13 protein-coding genes and 1 pseudogene are annotated in these 17,385 nt (G+C 36.5%); 4 read left to right on the forward strand and 10 right to left on the reverse strand.

From position 1 onward, the window contains the following. Positions 1 to 85: 85 nt before the first annotated feature. Positions 86 to 580, reverse strand: coding sequence for an Hsp20 family protein (locus AC0L5Q_RS06950; protein WP_473616334.1), 495 nt, complete (start codon positions 578 to 580; stop codon positions 86 to 88). 360 nt (positions 581 to 940) lie between these two features. Further along, a complete protein-coding gene (gene zapE / locus AC0L5Q_RS06955; RefSeq protein ID WP_473616339.1) occupies positions 941 to 2,185 on the reverse strand; it encodes a cell division protein ZapE in 1,245 nt (414 codons plus the stop codon). Between the two features lie 149 nt (positions 2,186 to 2,334). Between zapE and AC0L5Q_RS06960 the strand changes: the two genes are divergently transcribed. Continuing rightward, positions 2,335 to 2,937: a peptidylprolyl isomerase gene (locus AC0L5Q_RS06960; protein ID WP_473616342.1), complete on the forward strand. Its 603-nt coding sequence runs from the start codon at positions 2,335 to 2,337 to the stop codon at positions 2,935 to 2,937. 172 nt (positions 2,938 to 3,109) lie between these two features. Here the strand turns inward: AC0L5Q_RS06960 and AC0L5Q_RS06965 are convergent, their stop codons facing one another. After that, positions 3,110 to 4,885 carry a M14 family metallopeptidase gene (locus AC0L5Q_RS06965; protein ID WP_473616345.1) on the reverse strand — a complete coding sequence of 592 codons (1,776 nt, stop codon included), beginning with the start codon at positions 4,883 to 4,885 and terminating at the stop codon, positions 3,110 to 3,112. 1,011 nt (positions 4,886 to 5,896) lie between these two features. Further along, positions 5,897 to 6,427: a hypothetical protein gene (locus AC0L5Q_RS06970; RefSeq protein ID WP_473616349.1), complete on the reverse strand. Its 531-nt coding sequence runs from the start codon at positions 6,425 to 6,427 to the stop codon at positions 5,897 to 5,899. Positions 6,428 to 6,849: 422 nt separating this feature from the next. Here AC0L5Q_RS06970 and AC0L5Q_RS06975 point away from each other — a divergent pair, with 422 nt between their 5' ends. Continuing rightward, a complete protein-coding gene (locus tag AC0L5Q_RS06975; protein ID WP_473616353.1) occupies positions 6,850 to 7,818 on the forward strand; it encodes a DUF2914 domain-containing protein in 969 nt (322 codons plus the stop codon). Positions 7,819 to 8,226: 408 nt separating this feature from the next. Here AC0L5Q_RS06975 and AC0L5Q_RS06980 read toward each other — a convergent pair whose 3' ends face one another. Beyond that, the gene (locus AC0L5Q_RS06980; protein ID WP_473616357.1) at positions 8,227 to 8,382 is read right to left on the reverse strand and encodes a hypothetical protein; all 156 of its coding nucleotides are present in this window, start codon (positions 8,380 to 8,382) and stop codon (positions 8,227 to 8,229) included. Between the two features lie 18 nt (positions 8,383 to 8,400). Beyond that, complete coding sequence (locus tag AC0L5Q_RS06985) at positions 8,401 to 9,123, reverse strand: zeta toxin family protein (RefSeq protein WP_473616359.1); 723 nt, start codon at positions 9,121 to 9,123, stop codon at positions 8,401 to 8,403. 834 nt (positions 9,124 to 9,957) lie between these two features. On the opposite strand from AC0L5Q_RS06985, the gene AC0L5Q_RS06990 reads away from it, so the two are divergent. Continuing rightward, positions 9,958 to 10,350, forward strand: a complete 393-nt coding sequence (locus AC0L5Q_RS06990) for a hypothetical protein (RefSeq protein ID WP_473616361.1) — start codon at positions 9,958 to 9,960, stop codon at positions 10,348 to 10,350. A 12-nt stretch (positions 10,351 to 10,362) separates the two neighbouring features. Next, entirely contained in the window at positions 10,363 to 11,013 is a 651-nt protein-coding gene (locus AC0L5Q_RS06995; protein WP_473616365.1) for a hypothetical protein, read from the forward strand. Positions 11,014 to 11,122: 109 nt separating this feature from the next. On the opposite strand, the gene AC0L5Q_RS07000 is transcribed toward AC0L5Q_RS06995, so the two are convergent. From AC0L5Q_RS07000 to gcvP, 4 genes and pseudogenes are all read right to left on the reverse strand, one after another. After that, a complete protein-coding gene (locus AC0L5Q_RS07000) occupies positions 11,123 to 11,419 on the reverse strand; it encodes a hypothetical protein (protein ID WP_473616368.1) in 297 nt (98 codons plus the stop codon). Between the two features lie 139 nt (positions 11,420 to 11,558). Further along, positions 11,559 to 12,604 (reverse strand): annotated as a pseudogene (locus tag AC0L5Q_RS07005) (IS630 family transposase). A 556-nt stretch (positions 12,605 to 13,160) separates the two neighbouring features. After that, the gene (locus tag AC0L5Q_RS07010; RefSeq protein WP_473616372.1) at positions 13,161 to 14,246 is read right to left on the reverse strand and encodes a hypothetical protein; all 1,086 of its coding nucleotides are present in this window, start codon (positions 14,244 to 14,246) and stop codon (positions 13,161 to 13,163) included. Between the two features lie 102 nt (positions 14,247 to 14,348). Beyond that, complete coding sequence (gcvP, locus tag AC0L5Q_RS07015) at positions 14,349 to 17,267, reverse strand: aminomethyl-transferring glycine dehydrogenase (protein WP_473616375.1); 2,919 nt, start codon at positions 17,265 to 17,267, stop codon at positions 14,349 to 14,351. Positions 17,268 to 17,385 lie beyond the last annotated feature (118 nt).

Consider the following 17,385-nt stretch of genomic DNA (forward strand, 5'->3'; position numbering starts at 1 on the left):
ATATGGTCTAAAAATAAAAATTCAATAACACCAACTAACACCCAAAAAATAGTTTGAGGGTGTAATAACTACACCCTCAATTTTTTTAGGCCACTTTATCTGCTTTTGATTCTTTAGTGGCTTTTGGATTGTCTTGCGTTTGATGTTCAATCGCTTTTGCCTGTTGATTAATTGCAATCGACTTAGGCTTCATCGCTTCAGGAATTTCTTTCACTAAGCTAATAGTGAGCAATCCATTAGAAAGATCCGCATTGGTTACTTCAACATAATCAGCCAAGTTGAACTTGCGCTCAAAACTACGGTTTGCAATTCCTTGATACAGGTATTTACGCTCTTCTTTCGCGTTTTTATTACCTCGTACCGTTAGCACGCCTTTTTCAACCTGAATATCGAGTTCGTCTTGTGTAAAACCAGCTAATGCTAACGTAATGGCATATTGGTTTTCGTCAATAACCTCAATATTGTATGGGGGATAAACACTAGCGGATGTGTCTGATGTAAAAGCATGGTCAATTAACGATGCTAAACGATCAAAGCCAACGCTATTGCGGTAAAGTGGGGTTAAATCAAGTGAGTTCATAATATATCCTCCGTTAGAAGCAACATAAAAATAAAAACAATTTAAGTGATTAATACCAAACGCATTAATGAATTGACCTATTTTATACGAAGAATAAATTGTCAAATACAAGGCATTTATTTTAATAACTAGTTGTTCTAATTATTAAATAAATAACGATGTAATTGGCCATTTAGACAAGTATAAATGATCAATTGGTTATTGTGATTGGTATAGAGTTCTTTTAAAGACACCTCTATCACAGTGATTTATTTAGGGTCTTTGAAAAGTAAAACAAGACTTTTTTTTATAAAAATTTTAAATAAAAAAATAAAATTTTATAATGCTGAGGAATATTTATCTCGGTCTAATAAAGGGGTTTTACAATAGAGTATTATCTCTATATTCCACCGAAGCCATTTCTCTTAACCGGCTTTTGGTACGTTCAAATTCAAACATTAATGAACCACTATTATAAAGTTGCTCTTGTGGCACGTAAGCCGTTATAAATACATTCAAATTACAATCGTAGCATTCATCAATTAGGGCAATAAAGCGTCTTGCAGCATCGTCCATAGGCGCTAACATAATTTCACGCTCACCTGTTGTTCCTGCTGACACATTGATATTTGAACCATTATCTTCGGTGCCTCTCGCTTTTATTCTTTCATAGGTTTGCCCACTCATGGGTGGAACATTAAACAATAATAGGGTGCTAAACTGTTTCGCTAATTCTATGTAATCAAAATGGCTACGCGCGCCTTGGCATAGCTGGGGAAAGTCAAAACAAATAACAGGTTTATTTATTTGAGTGTTTTTAGCAATGTAGTTAATTTGTCGGCCTAAAATATTAATCGAACGATGTTGATCAAACTCAGGCTGAGTTTCTTCCAAAGCATTCAAATTAAATCGGCTTAATAAGTTTTGATGCAGTTCAATTTGCTGCTGGGCGCTATGAGGTAATTCAAAATAGTTTTGAGCATAAGTTAACGCACGGTGGCGATGATCTTGTTCTCCATTTAAATGTAATACTTGCGTGTGCTGTTTAATAGCCGCAATGGCAGGTAAAAATCGATCTCGCTGTAAGCCATTTCGGTACAACTCGTTAGGCGCACAATTACTGGTACTTACCACAACAATGTTCAACTCGAACATAAATTGCATTAAATTACCCAGCAGCATAGCGTCACCAATGTCTGAAACAAAAAACTCGTCAAAACATAAAACCCGATATTGCTGACTAAATTTTTCAGCAATACTTTTTAATGGCTCGGGTTTACCTGAAAGCTCTTTAAGTTGGCGATGTACGTCTTGCATAAAGTGATGAAAATGTTGTCGCTTACATACTGTATCAAGCTCTTTGTTAGACTCTTTATTAGGTAATGTATTAGCCAAACTACTTACAAATAAGTCCATTAAAAAGGTTTTGCCACGCCCTACTTTCCCCCACAAATAAAGGCCTTTAACAGCTGTGCGACTTTCGCTGTTTTCACTAAAATTTTCTGATTGAAGCGTTACATATAGTTGTTGCAACAATTCAACCGCTTGTTGCTGAGCAGGATCAAAGCTTATTTTATTTGAACTAACTAAAGCTTGGTATTGTTTGATAGGTGAACTATTTGGCATTGGATATAGATATTTAAGCGTAATGAATAACAAGTGTATTCTATCGTAAAACACGAATGGCGTCAGCGAATGTGTTTTATCTTAATTTATAAATAACATCTGTTAAAATAAATCAGACTTCCTCAATTCCATAATAAAAAGGGTTTTACGTGTTTAGAATTTCACTACTTATTATTAGCGTACTCATGTCGTTTCAATTATTGGCGGCTAATACCAAAGGCCAATATATTCAACCTAATAACCTATCTCCTAAAGTACGTATAGAAACTTCAATGGGTAATGTGGTTATTCAGCTTGATCGATATCGAGCTAAAATTACTGTTGATAACTTTTTAGGCTACGTAACTCGCGGACAATACGATAAAACCTTAGTGCATCGTGTAGAAGAAGGCTACCTTATTCAAGCGGGTGGCTTTATGACTAACTACCAAGAAATTGAACCCGACACGCCTATTTTTAATGAGTCTGGCAATGGATTAAAAAATAAAGAGGCGACGATTGCTATGGCAAAACAGCTAAGCGATGCACATTCAGCCACTAGCCAATTTTTTATTAACTTAAACGACAATAGCAATTTAGACCCTGGAGTATCGTGGGGCTATGCCGTTTTTGGTGAAGTGATAGAAGGTTACGATATTCTTGAAGCAATTGCGCAGGTTGAAGTAGGTTATAGCGAACAGTTAGGTTATCCAACAGTACCTAAAAAAATGATCACTATTAACAGAGTGGTTATTCTTGATGAAGAAAAATAGATAAAATTTATTTGTTATTGTACCAACAGACCCAGAGTGAACGTATCACTGTTACCCATTTTTTAGTATACAAAAAATGTCACCAACCTTTTATTCAAAAGTAGGTGACATTTTTAATTGCAACAATCAAGGTATGTCTTAGTCAACAAAGATATTGAATTAAATACCTTATTTATAAGGCGACTACTTTTCTAACTATACCTGCACGTTGACCATTCACCTTAATTTCAACTTTAGAGTTTTTGTTTGTTTTTTCTACAATAAGTTCAATAAATTTAACGTTTCTTCCGCCTTCTTTTCGATTTGCTTGAGTAACTTTCGTGTCTTTCCATCCATCTAGCTGACCCAGCACTAACCCTGAGCTACCATACAAATGACCTGATTCGGCTCCAGTCATTGCTAGTACAGAAGCGCCAGAACTCTCTACTGTTAAAAATATGGGTTTAACCATTTCGGTAGTAAGCGCACGATTTGTTACGTTAGTAGGCATATAACCCGTGTTAGATATTTTTACTATAATTTTATACTGATTTTTCTTTAAGGCTTTAACATTTGTGTCAACCGCTAAGTAAGGAAGTTTTTGCCATACTTGTAGCATCCAAGTTGTTATTTCATCAGCAACGCGCTCTACATATTTTCCCATTGGATTATTAGGCATTGGCTTGTTCCAACCTCCTAACTCGACGGTTCCCAAATCAGGATGCTCAACTTCATACCAATCGGTCCATACTTTAGGCCCAAAATTCTTAAGCGCCCAATCGATTTTTTCACTTTCTGTCGCATTATTTCGTGTTTTGTTATTTTTATCGAATGGGAAGTTCCACAACTCTGGCGCAAAAGAAAATACACCGAGATGCTGATAGGCCCAGTCAATCATTATTCCATTGCCATATATTCCACGTTTACCCGCTGCCTGTCTTTTAGATAGCGGAGTCCATACTGCGCCGTTAGTGACATTAGTATATAATTTTCCCATAACCTGATAGTGATTTAAGTCTTGCAGATCCATCATTTCGTCCGTATAAACGGATGAGGGACGATACAGAATATTTCCCGTCGAGTGTAAGTCGATAATCATGCCAATATTCGGATGATTTAAATAAAATTCAGCTAGACTTCGCGTTTCAATTTCAGAAAGCGGGTATGGCCCAGCCCAGTCCTGAATGTACTCTTGTTTCCAATGCGCCGGCCAATTTCTATTTGGATCAATGCCTCCAAGAGGATCTTCATTAATCAAGCCATCTTTGTCATTGTCGATACCTTCTCGTGGATAGAAATCATAAAAAGGTCCATTGTTATTCAAAGCTAAAGGATCACGAGCAACCATTACACGAGGATCAGTCTTACTTAATTGGTAGCGACCCAATGGATTTTTTACACGCATATTCAGCACTCTACCGTCACCGTCGATATCATCTTGGTCATCTTCGTCGACAAGGCCATCATTATCGTTATCGTAGGGACGTGTAGTGGAATCTCGAACATTAGCAGGGAGGTGATGATAGCGCTCAGATTGATCAGGAATAAGATTAGGTAAGAGATATAAGGTATAAGAATCGACAAGCTTAGTGATATTTTCGTCAGCTCCATATTTAGTGAGTAATTTATTCAATAAATACATAGCTGACTGTGTGGAAATGACCTCATCAGAATCAATTCCGCCTTGTACATATAATGCGGGTTTATCTTGAGCAGCCCCTTTTTTTGAATTAGTAACCGTAACTAGCCAAAGCTCTCTCCCCTCATAACTTTTTCCAATAGAAGATAGCGAAGTTAATTCTGAATTATTAGATGTCCATTTTTTTAAATAGTTGGTCATCTCCTTATAATCCATGTAATCCGCCCAGCGAACTTCCTGAGCCATAGCGCCAATATGAATATTGAACAACCCCGAAAACAACAAAATCGTCCACAAAAAACGACCTTTAGAAACCATATTTATCAACATTAAAATTCCCCCTTTTATGTGATTTATCATCGCAATAAACATCAAAAAATAAAGAGACTGATGCATGCAATGACCAATAAACATATCATCGTTTTAGTTGATTTAATATTCTTTGGCACATCGGGAAAACAATGAAAATTAAGTAATTATTTTGTTTTTTTATTACCTAAAATGACAATATCAATGCAAATATAGAAGTATTATTTAGCTATACAGTTTCTAGTTAAATAGTAAAAAAAGAGACATTATTTTTAATAACTATTTCTTTGATTTAGGTGGGTTACAGCGAACAATTAAGTTAATTAATCTACCTAAAAATAAATGAATTAATAGCAAAGAGATTAAAATTGAAGATGATAATTTTTCGTATGATATTGAATATAACTGGACGTTTTTCTTTACAGAATCTTATTTAGTGTAATAAAAAATTATCGTATAAAGTCTGTTATACGATAATAATACCAATTGTATTAAGTTTGCTAATAAACCTCAGCTCGGGATAAGCAAAGTTACTCAACAAGCTATTTTTATGCCTAACTTCGTTGAATTTATTACTAATAGCTAGCTATTAGATAGAAAAATTCGCCTTGTTATACACAAAAATATCAATGTTGAGAGACTAATATAACTTAGGAAAACAACGGTACAGGTTAAGGTTTTGATAAATAATAATTTTAATTCATTATCTAACATTCATTAACCCGAGTTGAGGTTAATAAGCTCCCAAGCGAGAGTTAAAAAATTTAATGGACTTGGTATAACATTTTACTTTCTTTAGGGTGTGTTGAACTTCGCTGATTATTTTCACAGCTGTTTATTAGCCTTTTATACAGGCAGGCATATGTTTGTCGTTATCCTACTCTAATATGCATGGCGTAGTAGAAATGGCTACTAAACGCTGTCCTACGGATCCGCTTAAATGCTTATTACTCATTGTTGCAAGGAATTTACATAAAATAACTAGGCTCACTCCTTGCGCCGCGATCAACAGACCTTAGTATACCTTCTAATTTATTGAGTGAAAATTACACTTCCCCCCACAACTTCAAAGGTATTTTGACCATACTCAGGTAAAGATGGGCAGTTATTGATTACACCTTTCAACAAAATAAAACTTCCCTGCTCAATACCCGCATAAATACCAGTACCGGCTACTAAGTGTAGGGTTTCTTCAATTTCAAAAGGTATTGAACCTGTACCATTTTCACACGTTGCATCGCCCGCCAAAATATTAGTCATGGAGTCATTGGCAGTATATAGAACACCTGTTCGTTCTTTATTCACAAATGTATGATTTAAGGTAAAGTTAGAGTTTAAAATCCCTTTAATTGTCCCTTTTAAAACCAGTTTTTCTGCACTAAGTTCTCCTCCATCCCGACGAGACTTTAATACCGCTTTAAATTTACCTAACTGCTCTGTTTGAGATACAGAGAAAGTTTTTGCAAAGCCACGTTTTACTTCAAAAACTTTCGTTGTATTGTCAGCTAAAACGTAAAAACTGGTTAAAGATAATAAAGTTGCACCTACTAATGTTTTTTTCATAATAATATTCCTTTAATTTTAATTATATCCATTGATTTTTATTGTAATAATTATTTCACTCATGTTTTTAAGATGATATTGCATGTAAACATCCAAAAAACAAAGAAAAAATATCATAAGGATTGGGGACTAGCAATAAAATGTATTATACCAATTCCATTAAGTTTGCTCTCAACTCAGAGCTACATTAGCGAGCTTAAAACAAGCAAAATCACTATTCTATATTTCATTAACTTTGTACCATTATAAGCTTACTAATGACCTCCCAAGAGTGAGTTTAACAGGCTTATATGTCGTTTTATCGATTTTGACAAGGAGACACCACATAAACAGCATTTTTTAAAAACTCACATCTAATTCATTTCGCTTTTTAGTTCACACTGTTTTATTATGCAGCCCCAGACAACAAAGGGAGTTAAGCTGTGCAGCTAAAAATTAAAATTAACGTATCTAAAGAACCAATATCACCACCTGAGCCTGCGCCATTTGATCCTGTAAAAATTAGAAACTTTTTATTACTCCTCATTACTTTGTTCAGCCTTATAGGTTTTGGCGTTTACAGCTTGTGGACTAAAAAATCAGAGCCTTCTTCACCTAGTACACTTAATACTCCAAACAATGTCTTATCAAGTAAAACAGTGGTAAACGATACTGATTCAAATAACAATAACGTGAATACCGCCGAGTCAAACAGCACCACAATAAATACAAAAACTTTTGCAAGCTCAACACTCACTGAAGATACAATCGCTAATACAGTCGACAGCACAACAGCTAATGCAGCTATGAACACAACCAGCCATACCGTAAGGGATACAGCAACTAATGTAATGCATACTGAATTACTTAAAAACAACATCACAAGCAATGAAGCAGTAACACAAACTAAAACAACAATAGCCATTACCTCTGACGCTTCAGCACAAGAAACTGATAAAACCGAACCTGAACTAGTAGCAGAAACCAAACCAGAAATAAAAACACAAAGCCCAGTTAACGTCACACCAAAAACAGTGAACAACGTTGAGCAGAAAGAAGCTGATTTATTAGCACCTACTCAAGCCATAAATAACGGTGTTTACCGAGCACAATTAACCTCAAATATACTCTCTAGAGAACCAAGCGATAATATTCAACACCTGAGTTTACAGGAGCAAAATAAGTTATATTTCTTCACTGAAATTCACGGAAAAAACAACCAAAAAATTTATCATCGTTGGATATTTAAGAAAAAACGCTTAGCTGAAATAACACTCAACATTAGCAATGAACAATGGCGCACTTATTCAAGTAAAAACTTTGATGAAACTATGGTTGGTCAATGGGAAGTTCAGGTGGTTGATCAGAATGATAATATTTTGAAAACGGTCATGTTTGAGGTTTCACGATAGAAAAGTACTAAAGAATATAGAAGTATCAGATAACGCCCTACCAGTTTAAACAAGCAAAAGAAAATGTCGCATAAACGCAATATTGTCGTATAAATGGTTTTATGCGACAAATAATAATATGGCTAAATCACCGCTAAGTAACCTCTATTTAACTCTGTAAGATCTTCTATAACCTCAAACAGTCTTTGCCCATTAATTATTTAGCTCTAAATGGCTAAATCATTACAATTAGCCATAATTGAATCGCTGAGATAGGAAATGGTGATCGCGGAAATTTTTCGGAAAAAGGTTTAGCTAATATCAAATTGGCTAACCCTTTGATCTTTTATTAATTTTTCTGAGAAATACTTTATAGATCAAAAAAGCCGCTTTATAAGCGGCTTAAAGTTTAAAAGTATAACTACAAAATTAACTACAAACTTTAGACTTTTCAATCATAGCCTTTTGCACTGCAACTGTCTCTTTAATAACTTTATCAAAGAATTTACGTTTATCTTTAGATGAAGCATTACGAACGAATTCAGAAAAAGGTGTAGACTTAACTTTTTCACGGGATTTAAACATGTCGTACTCCTAATTAATTTATGTTGATTTGGTTATGCCGGCAATGGCTTCAAGTGAGGCGCGATTATACTTTTTGCCAAGTAATACGTCAATATCCGTTACATTAAAGTAAGGCTTTTCTCTCGTACCATCAAGGTTTTTTTCCATAAATATTATATCTACTTGATTAGTGAATAATTTTTTAAGTTCACTTACAACTTGTTGAGATTCTAAAAACTGATTAACAAAAACCTCTGGTGGTACACGCCTTCCTTCAACAATTTCACGTGCCTTAACTAAACACCAAGCTTGCTCAGGATCTTGATACACAAATATGATTAAAACATATCGATCTTTTTTCAAAGATCTCTCAATATTAGATTTTGCTTTTTCAAAACTAGAAAGTGTTGAATCAAGTAAAAAGCTGACCTTCTTCTTTAACGCCCTATCGTGTATTGCCTCCACTAAAAGTGTTGCAGGTGTTTGAAAAAGAGGGGAATTTAAACCCTGATAGTCTTCAAACTCTTTCCTTAACTCATCATTTTCAATATGAACAACTTCAACATTATGCTCTTGCCTAAATTGAGATATTATACTTTTAGCTGTTTCTGTTTTTCCTGCGCCTGGTGAACCAGCCATAAAAACAGAAACGGCACTCTCCTCCTCAGGTAAATGATCAATCATTCTTTTAGCTATTTTTTTCTTTAAAGACTTAGCTTGAACTATTGCCTTTGCTGTAATTTCATCATCATTAAGAGGCATAATTTTAACCTAGTTTTCATTTTGATATAATCGTAAACATTATAAATTGAGTATCATAGATCCTTGTACTGTTATGATTTACTCTATCATAAAAGTACAACGTAATTTATTAGTCTTTTTATCTCTTAGTTTTAGTAATAGCTAATCTCTATCTGTCGCGGTGGCGACGGCACCCAAGGGGCGTTACACGCCAAAAGCCCCTCTGGACTCCCCATGGCGCCCTTCTCAGTGAAAACATAAATATCTATTTTGAGCTTACATTCAATACCTGCCGAATATCATCCCTGAAAAGCGGCAGTCTTCGACTTCCTGTCTCGGGTCGAGGCCTACTATCGCTAATATCTAATTGAATCGCTGAGATGGGAAATGGTGATCGCCAAAGATCCACAGAAAACACTTTGAACATAAATAGCTCATAGTTCTCAGCATATAAAAATATAAAAGATGGAATACATAAACTTCAGCTAGCGCCTAGTCTGCTTGAACAAACGCTGAAATGAAAAAAAGTGTTCACGTATTTTCATCATGGATGATGAAAAAAGCGATGTAGGGTTGGATTATGTTCAGGACGAACGGTAAAACGCGATGCCATGGATGGCAAAGAGCGTAGCCCGTTCAGCGCTTTTACGTCGAAAACACTTTTATGAGTGAAATAATACGTTTGTTAGCAGCGCCATGGGGGTTCAGAGGAAGATAAAGAGTGGCGTTAGCGTCACTCTTTTCTTTTTCTGTGTAGTCGCCACCGCGACAATAATTTAACTTATATAGAATTCAAAACAATTATGATCTTTTTACTTCTTAAGCAGATATCAAGTTTGCTGACCCCTTGATATTATGAAGGCTGACCCTATATTAGGCGCTAGAGCAGATGGTATTGTAACCGGCCCTGTTGGAAAGAGTTTTACCGTACCTGAAGAGCAATTTGCTTATCGTATAGAATTTACAGGTGAGTATAAAACAAGAATAAGAGAAGGAATACAGTATGAAGTACCTGTTTATACCGAAACACAAGTTAATGTCATTACGTTAGACAATACCGGTACTGCAATATTAGAAATTAAAACAGGTGCTTCATCTAAACTCACTATTAATCAAGCTGTTGAATACCAAATGGCATTAGATGGTTGTGGAACGGTTTGTGGACCAAAGTCTAATGATTTACAACTTTTTAGTAATGGCAATAAAGCGCCTACTGTAGGGTATATTATTCGTGATACCGAACTTTAAATAGGAAAAATAATGGCTTCTCACAAACCTAAAATACTTGCCTTGTGTAAAAAAATTGCTAGCGAACATGACGGTTGGCAATTTATCGGCGGTAAATTTGTAAATAAAATCGGTAAAGATGTACATTTCATTATCAACCCGACTTTTACTTTCAAAGGCAGTTACATGTTTTTTAGCGTGTGGGGGGGGGTAAAACTGCCTAAAATTTGTAAAATGGTAGATAAACTTTCAAGTTTATCTTTTAAAATAAATATTACAATTAATGAACAGCTACATGAAATTGACCTAAACTCGTCAACGGGGGCTAGTTCATTTACTTTTGAAGGCAGTAATACCGACAGTGATGAACTTATTATCCAAGAAATTCACCGGTGGATAAATACCGCCAGTGAATACCTTACCCAAAAATGGCCTGTTGATAATTACCATACGTTATTTGAAGCAATGAAAAAGCACCCTCCTTGTTATATGGGGGCATACGGAACTTCACTCTATTGTTTAGCAGCCTATTTAGGTCAATTCGACTTCATTGAACAGTACTTTGCTGGCGAGTTAGAGTATGCTGATATAAGACCCATCAAAAAAGACACAGACGAAAGGTTATTAGCTATATTGCCTGAATGGAAAGCCGAGTGGGAGAAAACAGGCACAATAAAAGTATAAAATAAAATTAAGGAGGTAAAAAGGGACACTCCTAAACGGTATTAATTTTTAACTTTCTACGCTTAGCCTTTTTGATGTATTTTTCATCAAAAAGGCTAAGCGTAGAAAGTTAGTCTTTACAACGAATTGTCATCAACATTGTTTGGTATGAGGTGGAATGCCCTGTTGAATAATTTTTTTGCTTAGCCCATGTTGTACCTTCTCTAGCTAATCGTTCATAGCCTTTGCCGCTACATAAAAAATCAGCTTTTTTATTAATTTTTTCTTTCATTTTATCTCGAGAAGCAAAACTATTACCGACAGCGCTAATAGTGAAAACACCTTCTTCAACTTCATGTACGTTTGCAGGAAACCATGCTGCGCAGCCTGTTAATAAGGCGATAAACATTAAGCTTAAATATTTCATTTTTTCATTCTCTATTTAAAGTTAATATTGCGTATAAACAAGTATCACAGTAATGAATATGGAGATAAATGGCTAATTCTTTAGATTCTCTGAATTTTATTCAAAAAACGGTACGAATTGGCTGTTATACCATTCCATCTTAAGTTTTCCCCACCTTAATCCAATCTCTACTACACATTTTCATGACCCGCTTTGCATCACTCACAAATGAGTTCCATGCATCAGAGCAAGCATCGAGGATGTCATCATAGCCTTGAAAGCACCTATTCGCTAAATGATGTTGGCGCAACCAACTCCAAACTTGCTCTATTGGATTCAACTCGGGTGAATACGGTGGTAACTTAATGATCGTTACGTTGCTAAATTTATCAGCAAGGTAAACTTGGTGCCATGCAGCACCATCGACAACGATCACCGCATGTCGTCCTTCTTGAGTTTTTTGAGAAATTAAAGCCAAATGTTGTTCCATTACATCCATGTTCATTACTGGAGAAATCAGTGCCTCAGTTGCGCCTGTTGATGGGCAAACAGCACCAAAAAGGTAAGCGTATTCAAACTGTTGTTGCCTAACGGCTCTCGGTCTTGTTCCTTTCTCTGCCCAGAGCCTTGTCGTTGTATTTTGCTGTCCAAAACGTGCTTCGTCTTGGAACCACACATCTATCTCTTTAAGCCTCACATTCCATGGGAGCGTGCGGATCATTTCACTTTCGAATTTTTTTAAAATCTTCTTGTACTTCATCAGACTGTTTTGGGTGTCGTGAGCGACTTGTTATCCAGCTAAATCCCATTGATTTTAATAACTTATAAATGGCGTTGGGATGATAATCAACATCAAAATTAGCGTTGATATATAGTCGGATACACTCACCCGTTAGTCGTCCACCCATATCGGATTGGCATTGAGCCTTTATATATTGACTCAATATTTCTTTATCTTGCTCTGTAAGATAGCTAGGTCGCCCTGTAGGTTTTTTACTCTCAAGACCAAGTAAACCTTTGCTGATGTAGTTCGCAACCCAATCATTAACAATTCTTCTACTTATATTAAGTGTTCTAGCAACTTCTGATCTATTCTTACCCGATTTAAAGTGTGAAACGGCTAGCAAGGCGCAGCCTCATTCGATGATCTTTTACTTTGTTGGAGAGTATTTTTAATTCTTGTGAGCTATGAGTGTTCAATGTCATTTATTATGAGTAAATAAATGACATTAGATCACATAATTAGACTAATTGGTATAAACCTCGAAACCTGCCGATTTGTCATCCATGAACAGCGGCAGCCCTCGACGTCCTGTCTCGGGTCGAGGCCTACTATCGCTAATATCTAATTGAATTGCTGGGATGGGAAATGGTGATCGCTTGAATTAAAGCGTAAATAAAAAAGCATGGTGGATTACGATATCAGTAGCTAGCGCCTAATCTGCTTGAACAAACGCTGAAATGAATAAAAATGTTCACGTATTTTCATCATGGATGATGAAAAAAGCGATGTAGGGTTGGATTATGTTCAGGACGAACGGTAAAACGCGATGCCATGGATGGCAAAGAGCGTAGCCCGTTCAACGCAATTACGTCGAAAACACTTTTATTAATGGAAGAAAACGTTTGTTAGCAGCGCCATGGGAGTCCAGAGGGAGGTAAAGAGCTGCGTTAGCGTCACTCTTTTCTTTTTGGGTGTCGTCGTCACCGCGACCAATTTACTTGTTTCGCAACACTTACACACTTATTAAACAAAGGAGTTTTATCTAAATTCGAACTGAACTTCTTCATTGCCTGTAAGCATTTCTAAACTACTTTCAACGTGTCGTTTTTTTAATTTAGATGTTTTTGGCTCTAGTAGCGCTTTTAATAAAGATTTATACCGAGCATTTTTACTTTGGCCTAGTATTTTACATAACCATGCTACCCCATCAAGCATATACCTGTCTTGATGATTTCTTTCTTTCCAAATTTTCTCTGCAAAAACGTCTAGTATTTTAACATCTTGAATATTCATACCGTAATACTCCTTTGCAAGCTCTCTAATTGTTCTTCCTGTTGCGGGCTCAATTAAAGCCCTTACTGAACCTACCGATAAACTATCATCATTAATAGTTGGTATGGTCATATACACATACGCTTCGCTTTTTGACTGTCTTATAAACTTAACTTGCCCTAGTCCATTATAAATAAAAGTAGAATTTTTATTTGGATGTAATATTTCATCAGGTTCTCCAAATTTATAAGTGATTAACTGATAACTTTCCCCTGTCATAATTGTTGAAAAAAGTTCTTTTTGAGTCTTATTAACTTTATTATTTTTATCGAGCTTTAAATTAAATTTTTCATTTCTTGCCTGTTCATTTGTCAAATACTCAGATTCAACTAATTCTGAAACAATATTACCTCGCCCATCTTCTATCCATACAGCTGTGTAGTTTTTTAAAATAACGCCATTAACTAAATAGTGTTTACCTACTTCTGGAGTAAATGAAATTTGGCCATTAATGTTTGAATATCCTTCATCAGAAGCTAAAGTATTAAATAATGTCCTAAATAGTTTTTGTGCTGATATTGTTAAGTTCAGCTCTTTTGCTTCTATATTTCGAGTAAAGCCTAATTGACTATAATTATTTGAAGACTTATTCCTATCACGCTGGAAAGCGTTATAAACCTTTGAATCGTCGATTTTTTCAATAAAGAAATAATCAGTACCTCCACCAAAACTTCCGTTATTACGATAGCTATCATCCATCACAGCATAATTACCGTTGAAAGTATTTTTAGGTTGCGTTGTAACACAAGAAATAATAAAAAAACTGCATATAAATATTAAAGCTATTTTCATTTTAAATTCCTTTTCATAATCTAGAGAATAATTAATATAACAATATATAACAAAAAAACGAGCATTAAGCTCGCTTTTTAATATTAATTTTCAACCAGTTAACTAGTCTTTATACGCATCAACCGGCGGACAAGAACAGATCAAATTCCTGTCCCCAAACACGTCATCTATACGATTAACCGTTGGCCAAAATTTATTTGCCGCAGCGGCTGGCACTGGGAATACTGCTTCTTGAATTGTGTAACCACGATCCCATGTATCGGTAATATCCGCTAACGTATGCGGTGCATTGTGTAATGGGTTGTCGTCGCCACTCCATTCACCTGACTCAACTTTACGTACTTCGTCACGTATGCACACCATAGCTTCAATAAAGCGGTCTAGCTCTACTTTCGACTCTGATTCTGTAGGTTCAATCATAAACGTACCGGCAACTGGGAACGACATAGTTGGCGCGTGGAACCCGTAATCCATTAAACGTTTAGCCATATCTACTTCTGTAATACCTGATTCCGCTTTAATTGGGCGTAAATCAATAATACATTCGTGCGCTACACGGCCATTTTTACCTGTATACAAAATGGGGTAATGTTGGCTTAATTTTTTAGCTAAATAGTTGGCGTTGGTAATCGCGTATTTAGTTGCGTCTGTTACGCCTTTTTTACCTAACAATGCGATGTATAAGTAAGAAATACATAAGATACCTGCACTACCGTAAGGTGCTGCTGATACTGCGCCGTTACCTTTGTTAGCTTCGTTTACATTCACTAATGCGTGATCAGGTAAGAATGGAGCAAGATGCGCTTTAACACCTATTGGTCCCATACCTGGGCCTCCGCCGCCATGTGGAATAGCGAAGGTTTTATGTAAGTTAAGGTGCGAAACATCTGCGCCAATAAAGCCTGGAGATGTTATGCCTACTTGTGCGTTCATGTTTGCGCCGTCAAGATAAACTTGTCCGCCATGTTCATGAATAATATTACAAATTTCAGCAATGGTACTTTCGTAAACACCGTGTGTTGATGGGTAGGTGATCATGATACATGCTAGGTTTTCAGCCATTTCGCTTGCTTTGTTACGCAAGTCGGTCATGTCTACGTTACCTTGTTTGTCGCAGTCTACTACTACAACTTTCATGCCTACCATTTGTGCTGACGCTGGGTTTGTACCGTGCGCTGAAGCTGGTATTAAACACACGTTACGATGTGCATCGCCACGACTTTCGTGGTATTTAACAATGCTGATTAAGCCTGCGTATTCACCTTGTGCACCTGAGTTAGGTTGCATTGAGATGTTGTCGTAGCCTGTTAGTTCAACTAACCAGTCGCCTAGTTCGTCGATCATGTGCTTGTAACCTAGAGCTTGATCAACCGGTGCAAATGGATGCATGTTGGCAAATTCAGGCCAAGACACTGGTATCATCTGCGCTGTTGCGTTTAATTTCATGGTACAAGAACCTAATGAAATCATTGAGTGGTTTAACGCAAGATCTTTGTTTTCAAGCTTTTTGATATAACGCAGCATTTCAGTTTCGCTGTGATACGAGTTGAATACTGGATGCGTTAGTATTGCTGTGTCGCGCACTAAGCTGTTTGGAATTGAATCACTGCCGTTAGCAATTACTTGCTGGTCTAAGTCTTCAACACTTAGGTTGTGCCCTTCACCTAATAAAATAGTAAATAAGGTATCGATGTCGCTACGCGTTGTGGTTTCGTTAATTGAAATGCTGATTTGATTTTCAACATCAATACGTAGGTTTACGTTGTTTGCTAAGGCACGCGCTACGATAGTTTCTTTACTGTCGAAACCTGAATTACCTAACTCGTTTAAGTTAAAGGTAAGTGTGTCGAAGTAGTTGCTGTGCAATGGTGTTAAACCTTTGCTTAATACGCCAGCCGCTAAAATATCGGTAAAACGATGAATACGTTCTGCAATAACTTTTAAGCCTTTAGGACCATGGTAAACCGCATAAAACGCTGCCATGTTGGCTAATAATACTTGTGCTGTACAAATATTTGAGTTGGCTTTTTCGCGACGGATATGTTGCTCGCGTGTTTGCATGGCCATACGTAATGCTGGGTTGCCGCGTGTATCGCGTGATACACCGATAATTCTACCCGGTAACGAACGTTTGTATTTGTCTGATGTTGTGAAAAATGCAGCATGTGGTCCGCCGTATCCCATAGGAACACCAAAACGTTGGCTTGAACCAATAACCGCATCAGCACCTAAATCACCTGGCGCTTTTAACAATACTAAGCTCATGATGTCGGCAGCTACAGCAACAATACCTTTGTTGTCGTGAATTTTAGCAATAAGGTCGCTAATGTCTGTTACTTCACCCGTTGCACTTGGGTATTGAAGTAAAGCACCAAAAATGTCGTGGTCAACTGCTTCGTTTGCTGGAGCAACAATTATGTCGAATCCGAACATGTCAGCACGTTGTTTAACAAGATCAATCGTTTGTGGAAATACGTCGTTTGAGATAAAAAACAAGTTTGATTTTTTATTTTTAGAAACACGTTTTGCTAGCGCCATTGCTTCGGCTGCTGCTGTACCTTCATCAAGTAACGACGCTGATGCTAGGTCTAATCCTGTAAGGTCTAAACACATTTGTTGGTAGTTTAATAAAGACTGTAAACGACCTTGTGCAATTTCAGGTTGATATGGTGTGTAAGCGGTGTACCAGCCTGGATTTTCTAACACGTTACGTAAAATAACGTTTGGCGTTAATGTTGGGTAGTAACCTAAACCAATGTAGCTGTTGTTAACTTTATTTAAGCTGGCGACTTTTTTTAAATCAGCCAGTGCTTGTACTTCAGTTTTGCTTTCTTCAATCGCTGGCAAGTTAGCTAAACGAATATCGCTTGGCACAATTTCGTCAATTAATGCATCTACCGACTCTGCACCAATGTCGTTTAACATGGCTTGAGTTTGCTCTGCGTTAGGCCCTATATGTCGGCGAATAAAACCTTGCGATTGTTCTAATTCGTTTAACGTTGATTGAGATTGAGTAGTCATAAAACAGTTTCACTTAAATAATGTTACTAATAAAAATAAAGCCTCTGTTTCAATAGAGACATGAGGCTTAAAATATTTTTTGGTTCGTTTCTACTTTGCAAAGATAATCGAGAATTAG

The organism is Pseudocolwellia sp. G5-9, from assembly GCF_055808995.1.

Coding starts and splice junctions, on each gene's coding strand:
- AC0L5Q_RS06950 (WP_473616334.1), bottom strand. CDS start 580: ATGAACTCACTTGATTTAACCCCACTTTACCGCAATAGCGTTGGCTTT.
- zapE (WP_473616339.1), bottom strand. CDS start 2,185: ATGCCAAATAGTTCACCTATCAAACAATACCAAGCTTTAGTTAGTTCA.
- AC0L5Q_RS06965 (WP_473616345.1), bottom strand. CDS start 4,885: ATGTTGATAAATATGGTTTCTAAAGGTCGTTTTTTGTGGACGATTTTG.
- AC0L5Q_RS06970 (WP_473616349.1), bottom strand. CDS start 6,427: ATGAAAAAAACATTAGTAGGTGCAACTTTATTATCTTTAACCAGTTTT.
- AC0L5Q_RS06980 (WP_473616357.1), bottom strand. CDS start 8,382: ATGTTTAAATCCCGTGAAAAAGTTAAGTCTACACCTTTTTCTGAATTC.
- AC0L5Q_RS06985 (WP_473616359.1), bottom strand. CDS start 9,123: ATGCCTCTTAATGATGATGAAATTACAGCAAAGGCAATAGTTCAAGCT.
- AC0L5Q_RS06990 (WP_473616361.1), top strand. CDS start 9,958: ATGAAGGCTGACCCTATATTAGGCGCTAGAGCAGATGGTATTGTAACC.
- AC0L5Q_RS06995 (WP_473616365.1), top strand. CDS start 10,363: ATGGCTTCTCACAAACCTAAAATACTTGCCTTGTGTAAAAAAATTGCT.
- AC0L5Q_RS07000 (WP_473616368.1), bottom strand. CDS start 11,419: ATGAAATATTTAAGCTTAATGTTTATCGCCTTATTAACAGGCTGCGCA.
- AC0L5Q_RS07010 (WP_473616372.1), bottom strand. CDS start 14,246: ATGAAAATAGCTTTAATATTTATATGCAGTTTTTTTATTATTTCTTGT.
- gcvP (WP_473616375.1), bottom strand. CDS start 17,267: ATGACTACTCAATCTCAATCAACGTTAAACGAATTAGAACAATCGCAA.